The organism is Thermus sp. CCB_US3_UF1 (genome assembly GCF_000236585.1).
GTDB lineage: Bacteria > Deinococcota > Deinococci > Deinococcales > Thermaceae > Thermus.
In genome coordinates this window covers 2201643-2219843 of sequence record NC_017278.1, presented here as the reverse complement: position 1 = coordinate 2219843, position 18201 = coordinate 2201643, and the positions used below count along the sequence as shown (strand labels likewise).

Genomic DNA, 18201 nt, shown 5'->3' with positions numbered 1-18201 from the left:
CCGCCTTCAGGTGTAGAGGGTACCCACGTTCACCACCGGCTGGGCCTGGGCCTCGGCGATCAGGGCCACCATGAGGTTGTTGACCATGGCCGCCCGCCGCTCCTCGTCCAGGACCACGCCCTCGGCCTCGAGGCCCGCCAGGGCCTCCCGCACCATGCCCACCGCCGCCTCCACGATCAGCCTCCGGGCCGCCACCACCGCCAGGGCCTGCTGGCGGCGGAGCATGGCCTGGGCCACCTCGGGGGCGTAGGCCAGGTGGGTGAGCCGGGCCTCCAGCACCTCCACCCCCGCCACCCTCAGCCTTTCCTGCACCTCGGCCTTCAGCTCCTCGGCGATGGCCTCGGGGTTGGCCCGCAGGGACTTTCCCTCGGCGGTGGCCGTATCGTAGGGGTAGCGGCTGGCCAGGGCCCGGATGGCGGCCTCCGCCTGTACCGCCACGAAGGCGGGGTAGTTCTCCACCTGGAAGAGGGCCTTGGCCGCGTCCACCACCCGCCAGGCCACCACCGCGCCGATCTCAATGGGGTTTCCCTGGGCGTCGTTCACCTTGAGCTTTTCCGAGGAGAAGTTGTGGACCCTTAGGGAAACCCGCTTCCGCAGGGCCAGGGGGTTGGTATACTGGAACCCCTCCATCCGCACGCTCCCCACGTACCGCCCCAGGAAGGTGAGGACCACGGCCTCGTTGGGCTGGACGGTGAAAAGCCCCGCCGCCCAAAGCCCCGTGGCCAGAAGGGCGGCCAGGAGGTGCCAGAGGTAGACCGCCTCCCTGGCCTCCAGCCAGCGGTACCCCGCCCAGCCCAGCCAGAGGAGGGCCAGAAGCAGGCCCAGAACACCCAAGAAGCCGCTTATACGCCACGCCGGAAACTCCTTCACCTCGCGCATCCTTCCTCCTTTCAGTTGCGGAACACCACCTCTTCCCGGGCGAAGACCCGTACGGCGAAGAGGAGGGCCAAGGCCCCGTAGACCAGGGTGGAACCCCAGGTGAGCCCCGCCTGCCAAGGGGTGGCGCTTCCCTTGAGGAGGGCGTCCATGAGGAGGGCCACGTTGAAGAGGGGCAGGAGGTGGTGCCAGGCCTCTAGCTCCAAGAAGTCCCGGAACTGGAGGAGAAGCAGGGGTAAAAGGGCCAAAAGCTGCAGGGGGGCCATGTAGCTTTGCGCCTCCTTGAAGCTGCGGGCGTAAAGCCCCAGGCTGACCATCACCGCCCCCATGAAGAGGGCCAGCAGGAAGGCCGAGAGGAAGAGGGCCAGAAAACTGCCCCCATCCAGGACCACCCGCCCGCCCAGGGCCATCACCTGCCCGGTTTCCAGGAGGAGGCCACCCCCCAGCCGGGTGGCCAGGGCCCCGCCCAGGGCCAGGCCCAGAAGCCCCGCTACCCCAGAGAGGAGGGCCATGGCCACCGTGGCCAGGGTTTTGCCCAAGGCCAGCTGCCAAAGGGGCACTGGGGTCATGAGCAGGGCCTCGAGGGTCCCCTTCTCCTTCTCCCCGGCGGTGGCGTCCACGGCCACCACCTGGCCCCCGGAGAGGATGAAGACCACCAGAAAGAAGGGGAGGAGGAAGCCGAGGAGCCCCCCTGCCTTCTCCCGCTCGGGGGAGGCGTCCACCACCTCCACCTGGAAGGGGGTGAGCGCCTCCACCGGTACCCCTTTCCGGGCCAGGGCCTCCGCCACCTTGGCCTCTTTGAGGGCCTGCAGGGCGGCTTGCACCTTTCCCGCCGCCACCTGGCCTTCCGTGAGCCCCGAGCCCAAGCGGGCGAAGACCCGGTAGGTCCCCCCCTGGTAGCGGAGGCCCACGGGGTAGTTTCCTTCCCGCACCGCGGCCTCCGGGTCGGGGACGGGTACAGGGGAGAGGTTGGCCTTGGCCAAGGCCTGCAGCGCCTCCTCTGGTAGCCCCGCCACCGCCACCTCCTGGCGCTTTTGCTCGGTTTCCCGCAAGAGCCGGTCCAGGAGGAGGCTGGGTCCGAACATGAAGACCGGCATGAGCAGGACCGGCAGCACCAGGGTGGAGAGGACCAGCTTGCGGTCGCGGAAGACCTGGACCATCTCCTTCCAGAAGACGCGGTATACCCTTTTCACGCCGCCTCCCGCACCACCTGCACAAACGCCCGCTCCAGGCTTCCCCCACCCAGGGCCAGGGCCTCGGCCTTGGTGCCCTCGTAGACCAGCCTTCCCCCGTGCAGGAAGCCCACCCGGTCCGCCACCTCCTCCGCTTCGCTCATGACATGGGTGGAGTAGACGATGGTATGGCCCAGGTCCCGGTAGGCCTTGACGAAGTCCAAAAGGGCCCGCCGGGCGAAGACATCCAGGCCGGCCGTGGCCTCGTCCAGGAGGAGCACGGGGGGACGGTGGAGGATGGCCCGGGCGATAACCACTTTCTGCCGCATCCCTGTGGACATCTCCATCACCCGCCGCTCCAGGGTTTCCTCCATGCGCAAAAGCCCCACCACCCAGTCCAGGGCCTCCCGAAAGGCCCGCCCCTCCAGGCCGTAGAACCCGGCGAAGAAGGAGAGGACCTCCCGCCCCGTGAGGCGGTCGTAGACCCGCATCCCCCCGTTGACCAGGCCCAGGCGCCTGCGCACCTCCAAGGCTTCCCGGGTTACGTCAAACCCCGCCACCCGGGCCTCCCCCTTGGAAGGGCGCACCAAGGTGGCCAGGATCCTTAAGGTGGTGGTCTTCCCGGCCCCGTTGGGCCCCAAGAGGGCGTAAACCTCCCCGGGGGCCACCTGGAAGGAGAGGTCCCGCAGGGCCATCTGGCGCCCGTAGGCTTTGCCCAACCCCCTGACTTCAATCATATATCTGAATGATATCACACCGCTCGGCTGACGCAAGGTCCATAATGGGGTTGCATGAAGGCCATGACCTTCTGGGTCAAGCCCCAGAGCTCCCTCGAGGCCCTGCCCGAGGCCAGGGATCTGGTGCAGGACCTCCTGGAGCTCTTCTACGAATACTTTCCCGAGTACCAAGGGTGCCTGGGGTTTTCCCAGTCCCCCAGGCGGCCCCGCTACCTTTTCCTCTACATGGAAGGCCCTTGCGGGGGGCTTCTCCCCTCCGCCGCCCACTTTTTAAAAGAACTTCTGGAAAGCGCTTTCCCCGGGGCCGAGGTGCGGGTGTACGGCAAGCCCTGGCCCTAGCGCCGCTTCTTCACCAGCCACTCCTCCTCCCGCACGCCTTCCCGGGCGTTCACCACCCGGGCCAGGACGAAGAGGAGGTCGGAAAGCCGGTTCAGGTAGCGGATGGCCTCGGGGTTCACCGGCTCCTCCCGGCTTAGGGCCACCACCTTGCGCTCGGCCCGGCGCACCACGGTGCGGGCCAGGTGTAAAGCCGCCGCCGCGGGGTGCCCCCCGGGGAGGATGAAGCCACGGAAGGGCGGGCTTTCCTCCATGTAGCGGTCAATGGCCCGCTCCAGCCCTTCCACGTCCTCGGCCTCCATGCGGGCGATGTTCTTTTCGTAGGGGCTTCCCATGCGGGTGGCCAGGTCGGCCCCCAGGTCAAAAAGGGCGTTCTGGATGCGCTCCAGGAGGTCTTGAAGGTCCAGGTGTTCCTTGGGCAGGAGGCTCCGGGCCAGGCCCAGGGCGCTGTTGGCCTCATCCACGGTGCCGTAGGCCTCCACCCGGGGGTGGGCCTTCACCACCCGCTCGGCCCCGTACAGCCCCGTCTCCCCAGCGTCCCCGGTTTTGGTGTAGATCTTCATGCCCCCCATTCTAGGGGCTTGCCCCAAAAACAACGTACCCCGGTTTGCACCGGGGCCTTTGGCGGGCCCGAGAGGATTCGAACCCCTGACCTGCTGATCCGTAGTCAGCCGCTCTATCCAACTGAGCTACGGGCCCAAGCCGACCCTCAAGGTAGCACGGGGAAGCCCTCCTTGTCAATAATGGGCCTTGTGCGGGAAAGGCGTCTAGAGGCCCAACTTCTTGCCCTTTTGCGGAAGCCTTGCTCCCTCGAGGAGCTTCACCTTTCCCTAAAGCCCCTCTACCCCGGCCTAAGGAAAGCCACCCTATTCGCCCTTTTGGCGCGCCTTCGCCGGCAGGGCAAGGTGCGCTACCAGGAGGGGCGCTTCCTAGCGGGGCAGGCGGAGGACCAGGACCCTTAGCCCATCCGTGAGCTGGACCTCAAACTGCCCCCCAGGTGGGAGGCCCTCCAGGGCGAAGCGCCTTTCCCCCGCAGGGTGCCAAAGGGCGAGGCCCGTGCGCGTCCCGTCCTCCGCCAGGTGGAAAAGGGAGAAGTAGGGGTAGCCCCCCACGCGGAGCCAAAGGACCCCGCCTTCCTCCCTGGCCTCCACCCGGGGTTCGGCCTGGGGGAGGAGGGGGAGGGTGATTTCCCCAAGGGGGCTTTCCCCTAGGTACAGCCCCGCCCGGGCGTAGCTCCCCAAGGGGAGGCGGGCCTGGAAGTGAAGGACGCCCTCGGAGTCCCGCAGGGTGTACACGGGAGCCTCTACCCCATCCGCCCGCAGGCGATAGGGGGAGGCTTCCCCTTCCGGGGCCGCTTGCAGGCGGAGGGGGGGGTTGAAGACGGCCTTTCCTCCTTGGATGCGCCCAGAGAAGAGGAGCCCCTCCTCGGGCAGGGCCTGGGGCCGTGGAGGGTTATTTTCCAGAAAGCGCTGGGCGGCCTCGTAGGTGTAATCCGAGATCCATTGCGGGCCGCAGTAGCTCATGAGGTCGTAGTGGGCGCTGGGGTCCCGGAGGGTGCCGCTTCCCAGGTCGTAGCCCCAGGTGCCGATCCTCCCCCCCGGGTAGGGGTAGCCGGGGTCCCCCGAGGTGCCGCAGGGGGCGTGGTCCCGGCCGAAGTTGTGCCCCAGCTCGTGGGCCATCACGGAAGGGGCTGAGGAAGGGTAATCCCAACCCACGGCCACGGGGAAGCCGATATAGCCGATGCCGGCGATGCCCGAGGTGTAGGAAACCCGCACGAAACCGTAGTAGTAGCGCCCGCTCCCGTCGGCCTGCCTGAGGAGGCGAAGCTCGTCCAGAAGGCGGCTCCAGCCGCTACTGTCGTTGCCGGTTAGGGTGCCGGAGAAGGTGTAGGGGGCGCGGGTGGAAGAGGAAACTTCCCGCAAGGGCCAGATGCGCCACAGGGTGTCGCGGAAGGCGGGCACGGCCCCCTGCCCTCCCCCGTGCACCACAGGGACGACGGTGAGGTGGAGGACCGTGCCCGGGCCCACGTTGGCCGTGAGGGCCAGGAGGTTATCGCCCTCGTCGCTTTCGTCCACCTGGTTCTGGGGGTCGGCGCGGAGCTCCACCCGGAGGCCAGGGGCTACCCAGCCTGCCGGGAGGGTGGCGGTGCAGGTGCTGGCCAGGTTTCCCGGGTCCGTGGCCGTGGGGATGGGGTTGGGACAGGAGAAGGAGAGGTTGCCCTGGAAGCTTCCGTTCAGGTACACCGCCCCGGCCAGGGGGGTGCTTAGGGAGATGGGGGAGGGGCTGGCCAGGAGGTGGACCCGGAGGAGGGCGGGTTTGCCCGCCACCAGGCGGAGGCCTTCTTTGAGGACCGTCTGGCCCCATTCGGCCTTGGCCAGGCGCAGGTTGGCCAGGGCGGTGCCGCTCACCGCAAGGCTCAGGTCTGCCTCCTTGGAAACCCCTCCCCCGGTGGCCTGGACCTTGAGGGGGTAGGTCCCAGGGGCCACGCCGCCCCCCACGCTCAGGGTGAGGGTTTGGGTCACGGGCCCTGTGCCGGTCACGGGGACGCTGGTGGGGGAGAGGGTCACCCCCTGGGGTGCCCCCACCAGGGAGAGGGCCACCGCCCCCGTGAACCCCCCTTGCGGGGTGAGGGTGAGGGCCGTGGTCCCGGACTGTCCTTGCTGGACGGTGAGGCTGGTGGGGTTGAGGGAGAGGGTGAAGCCAGGGGGCGGCGTGACGGTGAGGGTGAGGTCGGCTTCCCGGGAGATGCTCCCGCCCGTGCCCCGGACTTTGAGGTTGTAGGTGCCGGGCGTGACGCCGCTGGCCACCTGGAGGGTGAGGGTTTGGGTTACGGGGCTTCCGGGGACGTTGAGGCTTGTGGGGGAAAGGGTTACCCCGCTTGGGGCGCCTACCAAGGAGAGGCTGAGGGTGCCGGCGAAGCCCCCGGAGGGGGTAACGGTAAGGGTGGTGGTGCCCGAGCTTCCTTGCTGGACGGTGAGGCCCGTGGGGCTCAAGGAGAGGGAAAAGTCAGGGGAAGGCGGTGGGGCGGCTTGGGTGACGGTGAGGGCAAAAGGTACATCCTGGACCAGGCTACCCCCTGTGCCCCGGAGGAAAAGGTTGTAGGTACCGGGGGCCAGATTGGGGGAGGCGGTGATAGCCAGCATGGGAGCAGAGGGAACCGGGGTGCTGGTGGGGGAGAGCATGGCCCCGGTAAAGGTGTTCTTGCTGGCATCCACCAAGCTCAAGGACACCTGGCCCGAGTAGCTGCCCGAAGCCACCAGGCGCACGTAGACCGTGCCCCCCTGGGCCACGCTCAGGGAGGTACCCTCGAGGCTCAGGCTGAAGCTCCCCGTCTGGCCTTGGGTTACGGTGAGGGTGAGGCTAGCGGTTTGCGTCAGGCTTCCTGAACTGGCTTTGACCCGGAGAGGGTAGGTGCTGGGAGCGACGCTTTGCCCCACGTTCAGGGTGAGGACCTGGGTTATGGGATTTGCACCGCTCACGCTGAGGAACGAGGGGGAGAGGGCTAGGCCTTGGGGAGCGGGGGTGCCGTCTTGGCGTTCCAGGCTGAGGGCCACGCTACCCGTGAACCCCCCTTGCGGGGTGAGGGTGAGGGCCGTGGTCCCGGACTGTCCTTGCTGGACGGTGAGGCTGGTGGGGTTGAGGGAGAGGGTGAAGCCAGGGGGCGGCGTGACGGTGAGGGTGAGGTCGGCTTCCCGGGAGATGCTCCCGCCCGTGCCTCGGACTTTGAGGTTGTAGGTGCCGGGCGTGACGCCGCTGGCCACCTGGAGGGTGAGGGTTTGGGTTACGGGGCTTCCGGGGACGTTGAGGCTTGTGGGGGAGAGGGTTACCCCGCTTGGGGCGCCTACCAGGGAGAGGCTGAGGGTGCCGGCGAAGCCCCCGGAGGGGGTAACGGTAAGGGTGGTGGTGCCTGAGCTTCCTTGCTGGACGGTGAGGCCCGTGGGGCTCAGGGTAAGGGTGAAGCCCCTTTTGGGCCGGGCCTGGACCCGGGTTTCCCTTTGCGCTGAGGCCCCCTTGCCGTCCGTTACCCGGAGGCGGGCCGTGTACTCCCCTGGGGTGGCGTAGGTGTGGGTGTAGTCCCCCGAGCAGCCCGTTACCCGGGTGCCGTCCCCGGTTTCCAGGGTGCAGGTGAGGGCATCCCCCTCGGGGTCCTGGACGTTCCAGGCAAAGTGGGTGGCGAGGGGAGCCTCTCCCATTTGGGGAATGGCCTCAAAGCTCACGATCCTAGGGGGCTGATTGGGGAAAATCTGGTTGCAGGCGGAGAATACCAAGGCTAACCCAAGGGCGAGAAGAAGAGGGGTCCTGCCCATCCCATCCACCCTAGCAGCTTCCCTGGGTGCGGGGATGAGAGGTGCTATCCTGGGCCTTAATGCGGCCTGGGCTTGGGGCAAGGAGGCTCGTCCTCAAGGTGGGAAGCGCGGTCTTGGCGGGGTCTGGGGGGCTGGACCCTGGGGCCATGGGGGAGATCGCCCGCCAGGTCCTGGCCTTGCGGGAAGAAGGCCGGGAGGTGGTGCTGGTCTCCTCGGGGGCAGTGGCGGCGGGAATGGGGGCCTTAGGCCTCCCGAGACCCCAGGACATGCCCCTCAAGCAGGCCCTGGCCGCGGTGGGCCAGCCCCTCCTCATGGCCCTTTGGCGGGAGGCCTTGGCCCCGGTCCCTGTGGCCCAGGTCCTCCTCACCGCCGAGGACCTAGCCTCGAGGACGCGCTACCTGAACGCCAAGGCCACCCTCGAGGCCTTGCTGCGCCTTAGGGTGGTGCCCATCATCAACGAGAACGACACCGTGGCCTTTGAGGAGATCCGCTTTGGCGACAACGACCAGCTCTCGGCCCGGGTGGCCGCGCTGGTGGGGGCGGGGCTTTTGCTGCTCCTCTCCGACGTGGAGGCCCTCTACGAGGAGGACCCCAAGAAAAACCCGGAAGCCCGTCCCATCCCCGAGGTGGAGCGGGTGGAGGCCGTCCTGGCCCATGCGGGGGGAGGGAACCCCTTGGGAAGCGGGGGGATGCGCTCCAAGCTCCTCGCTGCCCGGCTGGCTGGCCGGGTAGGCATCCCCACCCTCCTCCTCCCCGGGCGGCGGCCAGGGGTGGTTCTGGAAGCCCTTGGAGGAAGCCCCTTGGGCACCTACTTCCACGCCAAAAGGCGCTACCGGGGGGAGAAGGCCTGGCTCTATGGCCTCCTCAGGCCCAAGGGGGAGCTCGTCCTGGACGGGGGGGCGGTCCGGGCCCTAAGGGAGCGGGGGGCCAGCCTCCTCCCCGCAGGGGTCAAGGAGGTGCGGGGGCGGTTTGGCCGGGGGGAGGCGGTGCGCCTCCTTGCCGAGGGGGGGGAGGAGGTGGGGGTGGGCCTGGCCAACTACGCCGCCGAGGAGATCGCCCGGATCCGGGGGCGGCGGAGCGGGGAGATTGAGGCCATCCTGGGGTACCGCTACACCGAGGAGGTGGTCCACCGGGACCACCTGGTCCTGAAGGAGGAAGCATGAGGCTGCTTTTGCAGGAGATGGCGAGGAAGGCCAGGGCCAAGCTGCCCCTTCTGGCCAAGGGGAACCGGGATGGGGCCCTTCTGGCCATGGCCCGGCTCTTGGAGGCCCGCTGGGAAGAGGTACGGGAGGCCAATCGGCTGGACCTCTTGGAGGCGGAAGGGGCCGGGCTTTCCCGAGCCAAGCTGGACCGCCTGGCCTTGAGGGAGAAGGACCTTTCCGCCCTTACCGAGGGGCTCCGCCAGATCGCTGCCCTCCCCGACCCCTTGGGGCGGATCGAGGGCCTCACCAAGCGGCCCAACGGCCTAAGGGTGGGGCGGATGCGGGTTCCCTTGGGCCTCATCGGTTTCGTGTACGAGGCTCGGCCCGGGGCCACGGTGGAGGCGGTGGCCGTGGCCCTCAAGGCGGGCAACGCCATGCTCCTCCGGGGGGGAAAGGAGGCCTTCCGCTCCAACCAGGCCCTGGTGGCCCTGTGGCGCGAGGCCCTTAGGGAGGCCGGCTTGCCGGAGGAGGCGGTGGGCCTGGTGCCCACCACGGACCGGGAGGCCATCCTGGAGATGTGCCGCTTGGAACTTTTGGACCTCCTCATCCCCCGGGGAGGGGAGGAGCTCATCCGTCTGGTGCAGCAGGAGGCCCGGGTGCCCGTCCTGGCCCACGCCAAGGGGGTGAACCACCTCTACGTGGACCAGAAGGCCGATCTCTCCATGGCCTTGCGCCTGGCCCTGAACGGCAAGACCCAGCGCCCGGCGGTGTGCAACGCCCTCGAGGCCGTCTTGGTCCACGAGAAGGTGGCCGAGGCCTTCCTGCCCCGGCTGGAAGCGGCCATGCGGGAAAAGGGCGTGGAGCTTAGGGCCTGCCCCCGGGCCCTTCCCCTCCTCCGGGAGGCGGTGCCCGCCCAGGAGGACGAGTGGGACCGGGAATACTTGGACCTCATCCTTCGGGTCAAGGTGGTTTCCGGCCTGGAGGAGGCCCTGGACCACATCGCCCGCTTCGGTTCCCGCCACACCGAGGCCATCTGCACCGAGGACCCCCAGGCGGCCTGGCGCTTCCTGGAGGAGGTGGACGCCAGCCTGGTGCTCTGGAACGCCTCCACCCGCTTCAACGACGGCTTCCAGCTGGGCCTGGGGGCCGAGATCGGCATCAGCACTTCCAAGCTCCACGCCTACGGCCCCATGGGCCCCCTGGAGCTCACCACCTGCAAATGGGTGGCCCTGGGGGAGGGGCAGGAGCGGGCCTAGCTTGCCATGGCCAGGGGAAGCTTAGGGGAGGCCCCCCGGTCCACCGGGAGGCGGGGGACCTGAAAGGGGAGGGGGCTGCCCTTGCTTAAGCGGCTTTGGGCCCTTTACGCCGAGGCCCACGTTCCCTTCTTCGCCGCCGCCTTGGCCTACTACGCCCTCCTCTCCCTCACCCCCCTTCTCCTCCTCCTCCTCGGGGTCTTTGGCCTTCTCCTTGCGGGGAAGGGCGGGTTGCAGGCCGAGTTCCTGCAGGGGGTGGCGGCCTTGACCCAGGCCCTTTTTCCCGCCCGGCCCGAGCTGGCCCAGGACCTCCTCCGCTTCCTCACCCGCACCGCCTTTCCCCTCACCTTGGCCAGCGGCCTCCTCCTCCTCTGGTCGGGGAGCAACTTCTTCGCCGCCTTGAGCTACGCCTTGGGGCTCATCTTTGGCCGGCCCCGGGGGTTTCGCCACCGCCTTTTGGGCCTCCTCATGCCCTTCGCCTTGGGGCTTGGCCTCATCCTCCTTGCCCTTTTGGGGCTGGCCTTGGGTTTCCTCCTCCGCTACCTCCCCCCCGAGTGGCGGGGCCTTTTCACCCCCCTAGAGCGCCTCCTTCCCCTCCTGGCGGCTTTCCTCCTTTTCCTGCTTACCTACGCCTTTTTCCGCGGGGTGGGGCGCCTTAGGGACCTCCTCCCCTTGAGCGCGGGGGCTGGGGCGGCCACCCTCCTCTTTGAGGGGGTGCGTTTCGGCCTGCCCTGGCTCCTGCCCCGCTCTCCCTATGAGCTCCTCTACGGCCCCCTGGCGGGGTTTGTCCTGGCCCTCTTGGGGCTTTACCTCCTGCTCCTGGCCCTTCTCCTTGGGGCCTTGCTGGCCCGGATCCTCGAAGAGGAAGGGGGCTAGGGCGCTATGATGGTGCCATGAGCTCGGCCAGGCTAGCCCCCTGAAGGCGGGAAGGGGCCTGGCCGTCCCTTCCCCCAAGGGGAAGGGTTTTTTTGAGGAGGAGCGCCATGGAGAAGTACAACCCCCACGCCATTGAGCCCAAGTGGCAACGCTTTTGGAAGGAAAAGGGTTTCATGAAGGCCCAGGAGGTACCTGGGGCCAAGGGCAAGCAGTACGTGCTGGTCATGTTCCCCTACCCCTCGGGGGACCTGCACATGGGCCACCTGAAGAACTACACCATGGGGGATGTCCTGGCCCGTTTCCGCCGGGTCCAGGGCTACCAGGTCCTCCACCCCATGGGCTGGGACGCCTTCGGCCTGCCCGCGGAGAACGCCGCCCTCAAGTTTGGCCTTCATCCCCGGGACTGGACCTACCAGAACATCCGCCAGGCCAAGGAGAGCCTGGAGCTCATGGGCATCCTCTACGACTGGGACCGGGAGGTGACCACCTGCGAGCCCGACTACTACCGCTTCAACCAGTGGATCTTCCTGAAGATGTGGGAAAAGGGCCTGGCCTACCGGGCCAAGGGCCTGGTCAACTGGTGTCCCAAGTGCCAGACCGTCTTGGCCAACGAGCAGGTGGTGGAGGGGCGGTGCTGGCGGCACGAGGACACCCCGGTGGAGAAGCGGGAGCTGGAGCAATGGTACCTGCGCATCACCGCCTACGCAGACCGGCTCCTTGAGGACCTGGAGGGCCTCCGCTGGCCGGAAAAGGTGAAGGCCATGCAAAGGGCCTGGATTGGCCGCTCGGAGGGGGCGGAGATCCACTTCCCCGTGGCCGAGGGGGAGGAGAGGATCCCCGTCTTCACCACCCGGCCCGACACCCTCTTCGGGGCCACCTTCCTGGTCCTGGCCCCCGAGCACCCCCTGACCCTGCGCCTGGCCGCCCCTGAACGGCGGGCGGAGGTCCAGGCCTACGTGGAGGCCGCCAAGCGTAAGACGGAGATCGAGCGCCAGGCGGAGGGACGGGAGAAGACCGGGGTCTTCCTGGGGGCCTACGCCCTCAACCCGGCCACGGGGGCAAGGATCCCCATCTGGACCGCGGACTACGTGCTCTTTGGCTATGGCACCGGGGCCATCATGGGGGTGCCGGGGCACGACCAGCGGGACTTTGAGTTCGCCAAGAAGTTTGGCCTCCCCATCAAGAAGGTAATCGAGCGGCCCGGAGAACCCCTCCCCGAACCCCTGGAGAGGGCCTACGAGGAGCCGGGGGTCATGGTCAACTCCGGCCCCTTTGACGGCACCCCCAGCGAGGAGGGGAAGGGGCGGGTGGTGGCCTGGTTGGAGGAAAGGGGCCTGGGCAAGCGCCGCATCACCTACCGCCTGCGGGACTGGCTCATCAGCCGGCAGCGCTACTGGGGCACCCCCATCCCCATGGTCCACTGCCCTGCCTGCGGGGTGGTGCCCGTCCCCGAGGAGGAGCTTCCCGTCCTCCTTCCCGATCTCAAGGACGTGGAGGACATCCGCCCCAAGGGCAAAAGCCCCCTGGAGGCCCATCCGGAGTTTTACGAGACCACCTGCCCCCGGTGCGGCGGCCCCGCCAAGCGGGACACCGACACCATGGACACCTTCTTTGACAGCTCCTGGTACTACCTGCGCTACACCGACCCCAAGAACGGGCGCCTCCCCTTTGACCCGGAGAAGGCCCGCTTCTGGATGCCCGTGGACCAGTACATCGGCGGGGTGGAGCACGCGGTGCTCCACCTCCTCTACAGCCGCTTCTTCACCAAGTTCCTCCACGACCTGGGTCTGGTGGAGGTGGAAGAGCCCTTCTTGGGGCTTTTCACCCAGGGCATGGTCCTGGCCTGGACGGACTTCGGCCCCGTGGAGGTGGAGGGGGAACGGGTGCGCCTTCCCGAGCCCACCCGCATCCAGCTGGAGATGGCCCAGGGGGAGCTTTCCCTGGAGGATGTGCGGAAGATGGGGGCGGAGCTTAGGCCCCATGCCGACGGCTCCCTCCACCTCTGGAAGCCGGCGGTGATGAGCAAGTCCAAGGGCAACGGGGTCATGGTGGGACCTTTTGTGCGGGAGGAGGGGGCGGACATCGCCCGCATCACCATCCTCTTCGCCGCCCCTCCGGAGAACGAGATGGTCTGGACCGAGGAGGGGGTGCAGGGGGCCTGGCGCTTCCTCAACCGGGTCTGGCGCCGGGTGGCCGAGGACAAGGAGGCCCTCTTGGCCACCTCGGGCCGCTTCCAGGCCGAGGCCCTGGAGGGGGCAGACAAGGAGCTTTATGGAAAGCTCCACGCCACCTTGAAAAAGGTCACGGAGGACCTCGAGGCCCTGCGCTTCAACACCGCCATCGCCGCCCTCATGGAGTTCCTGAACGCCCTTTACGACTACCGCAAGGTGGCCCCCGTGACCCCGGTGTACCGCACGGCCATCCGCTACTACCTGCAGATGCTCTTCCCCTTCGCCCCCCACCTGGCGGAGGAGCTTTGGCACTGGTTCTGGCCTGATAGCCTCTTCCAGGCGGGCTGGCCCGAGCTGGACGAGAAGGCCCTGGAAAGGGAGCTGGTGGAGGTGGCGGTGCAGGTGAACGGCCGGGTGCGGGGGACGATCCAGATCCCCAAGGACGCTCCCCTGGAGGTGGCCCTGGCCGAGGCCCGCAAGGTGCGAAACGTCCAGGCCCACCTGGAGGGCAAGGAGGTCCTCAAGGAGATCTACGTGCCGGGGAAGATCCTCAACCTGGTAGTGCGGGGGTAAGGAGGCGGAGCCGGGTGGGCACCGCCTTGGCCACCTCCTCCCCCACAGGGGTGAGGAAGAGGCCCTCCCCGCCGGCGAAGGCCAAAAGCCGCCCGTAGCCCAGGAGGAAGCCCTCCCCGTCCAGGAGGCCGTAGAGGCCTCCCGCCTCCCCCAAGGCCTCCAGGGGCAGGCTCCTGGGCCTTGCCCCTTGGAAGTGGGCCAAAAGCCTTTCAAGGCGGTTTCTCCGCCTTTCGCCGGGGGTCTTCCTCCGGGCCCCGGGAAGGGGCGGGGCCAGGCGGAGCCGGAGGTCTTTTCGCCAGGCCAGGGCCCGGTAGAGCCCCTCAGCCCCCAGGAGGAGGACCTCGGTGGGGGCGAGGGCCTCCATCTGCAGCAGGCGGAAGCCTGGGTCCAGGTAGCCGTCCGTGTCGGCGATGGCGGGGCTTCCCCGGGGGATGAGGCGGGCCAGGCGGAGGGCCGCCACCACCGCCTGGGCCTCGAGGCCCGCCGGGGAGAGGCCGCCCAGGAGGGCCCGGCGCACGGGGGTAAGTCCCCCTTCCCGGTAGTGGAAGAGGGTGAAGGCCCCGGGCAAAGCCCCCTGCCCGGGGTCCAGGTCCAGGAGGTAGGCTTCCCCCGCCTGGGCCAGAAGCCTATGGGCCAAGGTGGTCTTGCCCGCATCGGTGGGGCCCACCAGGAGGAGCATCCCCTTGACTTTAGCACCTTGTGGCCTAACGCATTTTTGCGTATCGGAAGGAAAGTGTTATACTGACCCCATCATGGAGCTGTGGTTTGAGGAGAGCAGGGAGGAGCGGCAGGTCTTGGGGCCATTGCGGGAGTTCCTGAAGGCCGAGGTGGCCCCAGGGGCAGGGGAGCGGGACCGGACCGGGAACTTTCCCTGGGAACTGGTGCGCAAGCTGGCCGAGTTCGGCGTTTTCGGGGCCACGGTGCCCGAGGCCTACGGGGGGGCGGGGCTTTCCACCCGGCTCTTCGCCCGCATGGTGGAGGAGATCGCCTACGTGGACGGGGCCCTGGCCCTCACCGTGGCCAGCCACAACTCCCTGGCCACCGGGCATATCCTTCTCGCGGGGAACGAGGCCCAAAAAGAGGCCTTCTTGCCCAAGCTGGCCTCAGGGGAGGCCCTGGGGGCCTGGGGCCTCACCGAGCCCGGCTCCGGCTCGGACGCCGCCGCGCTGAGGACCAGGGCGGAAAAGGTGGCCGGAGGGTGGGCCCTTAACGGCAGCAAGCAGTTCATCACCCAGGGGAGCGTGGCCGGGGTCTACGTGATCGTGGCCCGCACCGACCCGGCCCCAAGCCCGGAGCGGAAGCACATGGGCATCTCCGCCTTCGCCTTCTTCCGCCCGGAGCGGGGCCTGAGGGTGGGGCGCAAGGAGGAGAAGCTGGGGCTTTCGGCCTCCGATACCGCCCAGCTCCTCCTGGAAGACCTCTTCCTCCCCGAGGAGGCCCTTTTGGGGGAGCGGGGGAAGGGGTTTTACGACGTGCTCCGGGTGCTGGACGGGGGGCGGATCGGCATCGCCGCCATGGCCGTGGGCCTGGGGCGGGCCGCCTTGGACTTCGCCCTGGGCTACGCCAAGGGGCGGGAGGCCTTTGGCCGGCCCATCGCCGAGTACCAGGGGGTTTCCTTCAAGCTGGCCGAGGCGGCCACGGAGCTGGAGGCCGCCCGGCTCCTCTACCTCAAGGCCGCGGCCCTAAGGGACGCGGGCCGGCCCTACACCCTGGAGGCCGCCCAGGCCAAGCTCTTCGCCAGCGAGGCGGCGGTCAAGGCCTGCGACGAGGCCATCCAGGTCCTGGGCGGGTACGGCTACGTGAAGGACTACCCCGTGGAGCGCTACTGGCGGGATGCCCGCCTGACCCGGATCGGCGAGGGGACCAGCGAGATCCTCAAGCTGGTCATCGCCCGGCGTCTTCTAGAGATGGCCTGAAGTCCAGGGCCAGGGGGGCCTTCAGGGCCAGCTGGCCGCAGGCCGCCCCCACGTCCCGCCCCCGGCTCCAGCGGATGGAGGTGGGCACCCCCAGGCGCCGGAGTTCCTGGGCGAAGGCCAGGATCCCCGCCCTGGGGGTCCCCTTCACCGGGGCCCCCTCCCAGGGGTTGAAGGGGATGAGGTTCACGTGGGCGCTGATCCCCTGGAGGAGCCTGGCCAGGAGCCGGGCCTGCCAGGGGTGGTCGTTCACCCCTTGGAGGAGGGTGTACTCAAAGGTTATGCGGCGCTTGGTCTTGGCGTAGTAGTGGCGGACGGCCTCGAGGATCTCCGCCATGGGGTAGCGGTGGGCGGTGGGGATGATGCGCCGCCTGGTCTCGTCGTCGGGGGCGTGCAGGGAGAGGGCCAGGCGCACCCCCAGGTCCTCCTCCGCAAGCCGGTAAATCCCCCGGGGGATGCCCACCGTGGAGAGGGTGATCCGCCTAGGGCTCATGGCCAGGCCCTTGGGGTGGAGCATGAGGCGCACGGCCTTAAGGACCTGGGTGAGGTTGAGGAGGGGCTCCCCCATGCCCATCAGCACCGCGTTGCGGATCTCCCGGGGGGAGATCCCCTGGTGGTGGGCGATGGCCAGGAGCTGGGAGAGGATCTCGGCGGCGGTGAGGTTGCGGCCAAAGCCCAAGGCCCCGGTGGCGCAGAAGGTGCACCCCGCCGGACAGCCCACCATGCTGGAGAGGCAGACCGTTTTGCGGTTCTCGTAGGGCATGTAGACGGCCTCGGTCTTCTTCCCGTCCAGGAGGGTGAAGAGGTACTTCACGCTGCCGTCCTGGCTGGGGTAGGCTTCCGCCAGGGCGAACTCGGAGATGCGCCACTCCCTGGCCAGGGCCTCCCTTAGGGCCCTGGGCAGGTCGGTCATCTCGGCGAAGTCCAAGGCCCCCCGGGCGTAGAGCCAGTGGGCGATCTGGGCCTTGCGGAAGCCTTCGCCGGGCAGTTCCTCGGGGAGGAGTTCCAGGATGGGCTTCATCGTCCTGTGGCCGAGCCCCTCGGCCATCCCCCCATTATAGGCCTTACCGGAGCCGCCCGTACCCCAGGCCAAGGCCCAGGAGGAGGAGGAGGAGCCCCACGGGTCTTGGCCTTACCAGAAGGCCCAGGAAAGCCCCAAAGAGGAGGAGGCCCAGGGCCACCCGCCCCCGGCCCAGGCGGTAGGCCCGCCCGGAGAGGAGGCCCAACAAGAGGGGCAGGGCCCACAGGGCCAGGAGGAGGAGGCCGGCGGCGAAGGGGGTCAAAGGGTGTGCCCCTCCGGGGTAAAGCCCTCCACCCAGAAGCTTCCGTCCTGCCGGTGCTCCTTCTTCCACACCGGGAGGATCTGCTTGACCCGGTCGATGGCGTACTCGCAGGCGGCGAAGGCCTCCTTGCGGTGCCGGGCCGAGACCACGATGGCGATGGAGGCCTCCCCGGGGTCCACCCGGCCCAGGCGGTGCCAGAGGGCCACCCGTCCCAAGGGCCAGCGGGCCCGCATCTCGCCGATGATCTGGGCCATGACCTTCTCCGCCATCCCCGGGTAGGCCTCGTACTCCAAGAAGGCCACCTCCTCCCCCCGGTTAGGGCTCCGGGTGGTGCCCAGGAAGCTCACCACCGCCCCGTACTCGGGGGCGGTGGCCCAGCCCACCAGGGCCTTTAGGTCCAGGGGGTTTTCGGTGAGGCCATAGCTGTCCTGGCCCCCGGAAACCGGGGGCAGGAAGGCCAGCTCGTCCCCTTCCTTCAGGGGGGTTTCCCCCGTGGCCAGGGCCTGGTTCACCGCGGCCATACCCCCTCGGAGCTCCAGGCCAGGGAAGAGCCTTTCCAAAGCGGCCTGGGCCTCCCGGACCCGGGCCCCTTCGGGGAGTTCCAGGAGGAGGCGGTCCTGGCCCGCCTTCTCCCGGTACAGGGCAAAGAGCCGCACCTCAACCCGCATGCTGCCCAGTATAGACCTGGGAAAGCCCCAGGGCCACGGAGAGGGCCTCGAGGTAGCGCATGCGCATGGGCCCTAGGAGGACGATCTCCCCCAGCCACTCCCCCTTGGTGAACCCCGCCTGCACCTGGGCCAGCCCCTCCACCTCCCCCACCCGCACGTCCACCCGGCCCGGAGGGGTGAGGACCTCCTCCCCCCCGGCCTCGTAGAGGCCCACCAGGCGCTCCAAAAAGGCGGGGTCCTTGGCCTCGGGCTCCTTCAGGGCCTCGGAAAGCCCCTCGCGGTAGGTGAGGGAAAGCCCGGGGGCCAGGGCCCGGCCCAGGTGGGCGAAGAGCTCCTCCAGGCCCCGTGGGGCCGGGGGCAGGGCGGCAAAGGGGCCCAAAAGGGCTTCCTCGGCCTGCCTTAGGCGTTCTGGGGGGAGGGCCAGGGGGAGCCGGGCCTCCTTGACCCGGCCCCCCTCGAGGACGAAGACCGCCAGGGTACCCCCGGGGAGGGGGGAGAGGTGGACCTGGAGGACCCTGGGGGAGCGGCGGGGCCTAAGGCGCAGGAGGGCGGGGTAGCCGGAAAGCCCCACGGCCATCTTGACCAGGAAGGCCTCGGGCTCCTTGGCTCCCTCCAAGGCCCGCTCCAGCCGCTCCCGGGTGGCCTCGGGCAGGGGCCTGGGGGGGAGGAGGGAGAGGGAGTACTGGCGGAAGCCCAACCGGGTGGGCACCCGGCCCGCGGAGGCGTGGGGCTTGGTGAGGTAGCCCATCTCCTCCAGGGCGATGAGCTCGTAACGGCACAGGGCGGGGGAAAGCCCCAGGCCCTCGGCCAGCCTGGCCGAGGGCACCGGGGCCTTGGTCTTGATGTGCTCTTCCACCAGCAGGTGGAGGAGGGCCCGCTGCCGCGCCGTCACAC

The 18201-nt window shown here is 68.8% G+C and carries 17 protein-coding genes and 1 tRNA gene; 7 read left to right on the top strand and 11 right to left on the bottom strand.

Features of this window, described 5'->3' with window-relative positions:
• Positions 1–6 precede the first annotated feature (6 nt).
• Genes TCCBUS3UF1_RS11200 through TCCBUS3UF1_RS11190 form a run of 3 tightly spaced genes read right to left on the bottom strand, consistent with a single transcriptional unit; the run spans position 7 to position 2785 of the window.
• Positions 7–879, bottom strand: a complete 873-nt coding sequence (locus TCCBUS3UF1_RS11200) for an SPFH domain-containing protein (RefSeq protein ID WP_014516618.1) — start codon at positions 877–879, stop codon at positions 7–9.
• A gap of 11 nt (positions 880–890) precedes the next feature.
• Positions 891–2069 carry an ABC transporter permease gene (locus TCCBUS3UF1_RS11195; RefSeq protein WP_014516617.1) on the bottom strand — a complete coding sequence of 393 codons (1179 nt, stop codon included), beginning with the start codon at positions 2067–2069 and terminating at the stop codon, positions 891–893.
• A complete protein-coding gene (locus TCCBUS3UF1_RS11190) occupies positions 2066–2785 on the bottom strand; it encodes an ATP-binding cassette domain-containing protein (RefSeq protein ID WP_014516616.1) in 720 nt (239 codons plus the stop codon). The genes TCCBUS3UF1_RS11195 and TCCBUS3UF1_RS11190 overlap by 4 nt, the downstream gene beginning before the upstream one ends.
• Positions 2786–2839: 54 nt before the next feature.
• Here TCCBUS3UF1_RS11190 and TCCBUS3UF1_RS11185 point away from each other — a divergent pair, with 54 nt between their 5' ends.
• On the top strand, positions 2840–3124 hold the full coding sequence (locus TCCBUS3UF1_RS11185) for a hypothetical protein (protein ID WP_014516615.1): 285 nt from the start codon (positions 2840–2842) through the stop codon (positions 3122–3124).
• Here TCCBUS3UF1_RS11185 and TCCBUS3UF1_RS11180 read toward each other — a convergent pair.
• Both TCCBUS3UF1_RS11180 and TCCBUS3UF1_RS11175 read right to left on the bottom strand, forming a co-directional pair.
• Complete coding sequence (locus TCCBUS3UF1_RS11180; protein WP_041433906.1) at positions 3121–3684, bottom strand: cob(I)yrinic acid a,c-diamide adenosyltransferase; 564 nt, start codon at positions 3682–3684, stop codon at positions 3121–3123. The genes TCCBUS3UF1_RS11185 and TCCBUS3UF1_RS11180 overlap by 4 nt on opposite strands.
• A 59-nt stretch (positions 3685–3743) precedes the next feature.
• Positions 3744–3820 (bottom strand) — tRNA-Arg (locus TCCBUS3UF1_RS11175).
• A gap of 53 nt (positions 3821–3873) precedes the next feature.
• Between TCCBUS3UF1_RS11175 and TCCBUS3UF1_RS11170 the strand changes: the two genes are divergently transcribed.
• The gene (locus TCCBUS3UF1_RS11170; RefSeq protein WP_014516613.1) at positions 3874–4083 is read left to right on the top strand and encodes a hypothetical protein; all 210 of its coding nucleotides are present in this window, start codon (positions 3874–3876) and stop codon (positions 4081–4083) included.
• Here TCCBUS3UF1_RS11170 and TCCBUS3UF1_RS12235 read toward each other — a convergent pair.
• Positions 4051–7314 (bottom strand): PKD domain-containing protein, encoded by a 3264-nt coding sequence (locus TCCBUS3UF1_RS12235; RefSeq protein WP_231291395.1) that lies wholly within the window; start codon positions 7312–7314, stop codon positions 4051–4053. The two genes, TCCBUS3UF1_RS11170 and TCCBUS3UF1_RS12235, sit on opposite strands and share 33 nt — an antisense overlap.
• 173 nt (positions 7315–7487) lie before the next feature.
• On the opposite strand from TCCBUS3UF1_RS12235, the gene proB reads away from it, so the two are divergent.
• The 4 genes from proB (at position 7488) to leuS (ending at position 13443) form a co-directional block, all read left to right on the top strand.
• Positions 7488–8591: a glutamate 5-kinase gene (gene proB, locus TCCBUS3UF1_RS11150; protein WP_041433904.1), complete on the top strand. Its 1104-nt coding sequence runs from the start codon at positions 7488–7490 to the stop codon at positions 8589–8591.
• The gene (locus tag TCCBUS3UF1_RS11145; RefSeq protein ID WP_014516610.1) at positions 8588–9826 is read left to right on the top strand and encodes a glutamate-5-semialdehyde dehydrogenase; all 1239 of its coding nucleotides are present in this window, start codon (positions 8588–8590) and stop codon (positions 9824–9826) included. The genes proB and TCCBUS3UF1_RS11145 overlap by 4 nt, the downstream gene beginning before the upstream one ends.
• A gap of 81 nt (positions 9827–9907) precedes the next feature.
• Positions 9908–10699, top strand: a complete 792-nt coding sequence (locus TCCBUS3UF1_RS11140; protein ID WP_014516608.1) for a YhjD/YihY/BrkB family envelope integrity protein — start codon at positions 9908–9910, stop codon at positions 10697–10699.
• A gap of 107 nt (positions 10700–10806) precedes the next feature.
• The gene (gene leuS / locus TCCBUS3UF1_RS11135; protein ID WP_014516606.1) at positions 10807–13443 is read left to right on the top strand and encodes a leucine--tRNA ligase; all 2637 of its coding nucleotides are present in this window, start codon (positions 10807–10809) and stop codon (positions 13441–13443) included.
• Here the strand turns inward: leuS and TCCBUS3UF1_RS11130 are convergent.
• Positions 13421–14122: a Clp1/GlmU family protein gene (locus tag TCCBUS3UF1_RS11130; protein WP_014516605.1), complete on the bottom strand. Its 702-nt coding sequence runs from the start codon at positions 14120–14122 to the stop codon at positions 13421–13423. The two genes, leuS and TCCBUS3UF1_RS11130, sit on opposite strands and share 23 nt — an antisense overlap.
• 73 nt (positions 14123–14195) lie before the next feature.
• Between TCCBUS3UF1_RS11130 and TCCBUS3UF1_RS11125 the strand changes: the two genes are divergently transcribed.
• Positions 14196–15359 (top strand): acyl-CoA dehydrogenase family protein, encoded by a 1164-nt coding sequence (locus tag TCCBUS3UF1_RS11125; protein ID WP_014516604.1) that lies wholly within the window; start codon positions 14196–14198, stop codon positions 15357–15359.
• Here the strand turns inward: TCCBUS3UF1_RS11125 and rlmN are convergent.
• The 4 genes from rlmN to TCCBUS3UF1_RS11105 are packed head-to-tail and all read right to left on the bottom strand — an operon-like array spanning position 15328 to position 18199.
• On the bottom strand, positions 15328–16377 hold the full coding sequence (gene rlmN / locus TCCBUS3UF1_RS11120) for a 23S rRNA (adenine(2503)-C(2))-methyltransferase RlmN (RefSeq protein ID WP_155983331.1): 1050 nt from the start codon (positions 16375–16377) through the stop codon (positions 15328–15330). The two genes, TCCBUS3UF1_RS11125 and rlmN, sit on opposite strands and share 32 nt — an antisense overlap.
• A gap of 43 nt (positions 16378–16420) precedes the next feature.
• Positions 16421–16639: a hypothetical protein gene (locus TCCBUS3UF1_RS11115; RefSeq protein ID WP_014516602.1), complete on the bottom strand. Its 219-nt coding sequence runs from the start codon at positions 16637–16639 to the stop codon at positions 16421–16423.
• The gene (locus TCCBUS3UF1_RS11110) at positions 16636–17307 is read right to left on the bottom strand and encodes a molybdenum cofactor biosynthesis protein MoaE (protein WP_041433903.1); all 672 of its coding nucleotides are present in this window, start codon (positions 17305–17307) and stop codon (positions 16636–16638) included. The genes TCCBUS3UF1_RS11115 and TCCBUS3UF1_RS11110 overlap by 4 nt, the downstream gene beginning before the upstream one ends.
• Positions 17297–18199: an HrcA family transcriptional regulator gene (locus tag TCCBUS3UF1_RS11105; RefSeq protein ID WP_014516600.1), complete on the bottom strand. Its 903-nt coding sequence runs from the start codon at positions 18197–18199 to the stop codon at positions 17297–17299. Before TCCBUS3UF1_RS11105 ends, TCCBUS3UF1_RS11110 begins: the two co-directional genes overlap by 11 nt.
• Between the last annotated feature and the right edge of the window lie 2 nt (positions 18200–18201).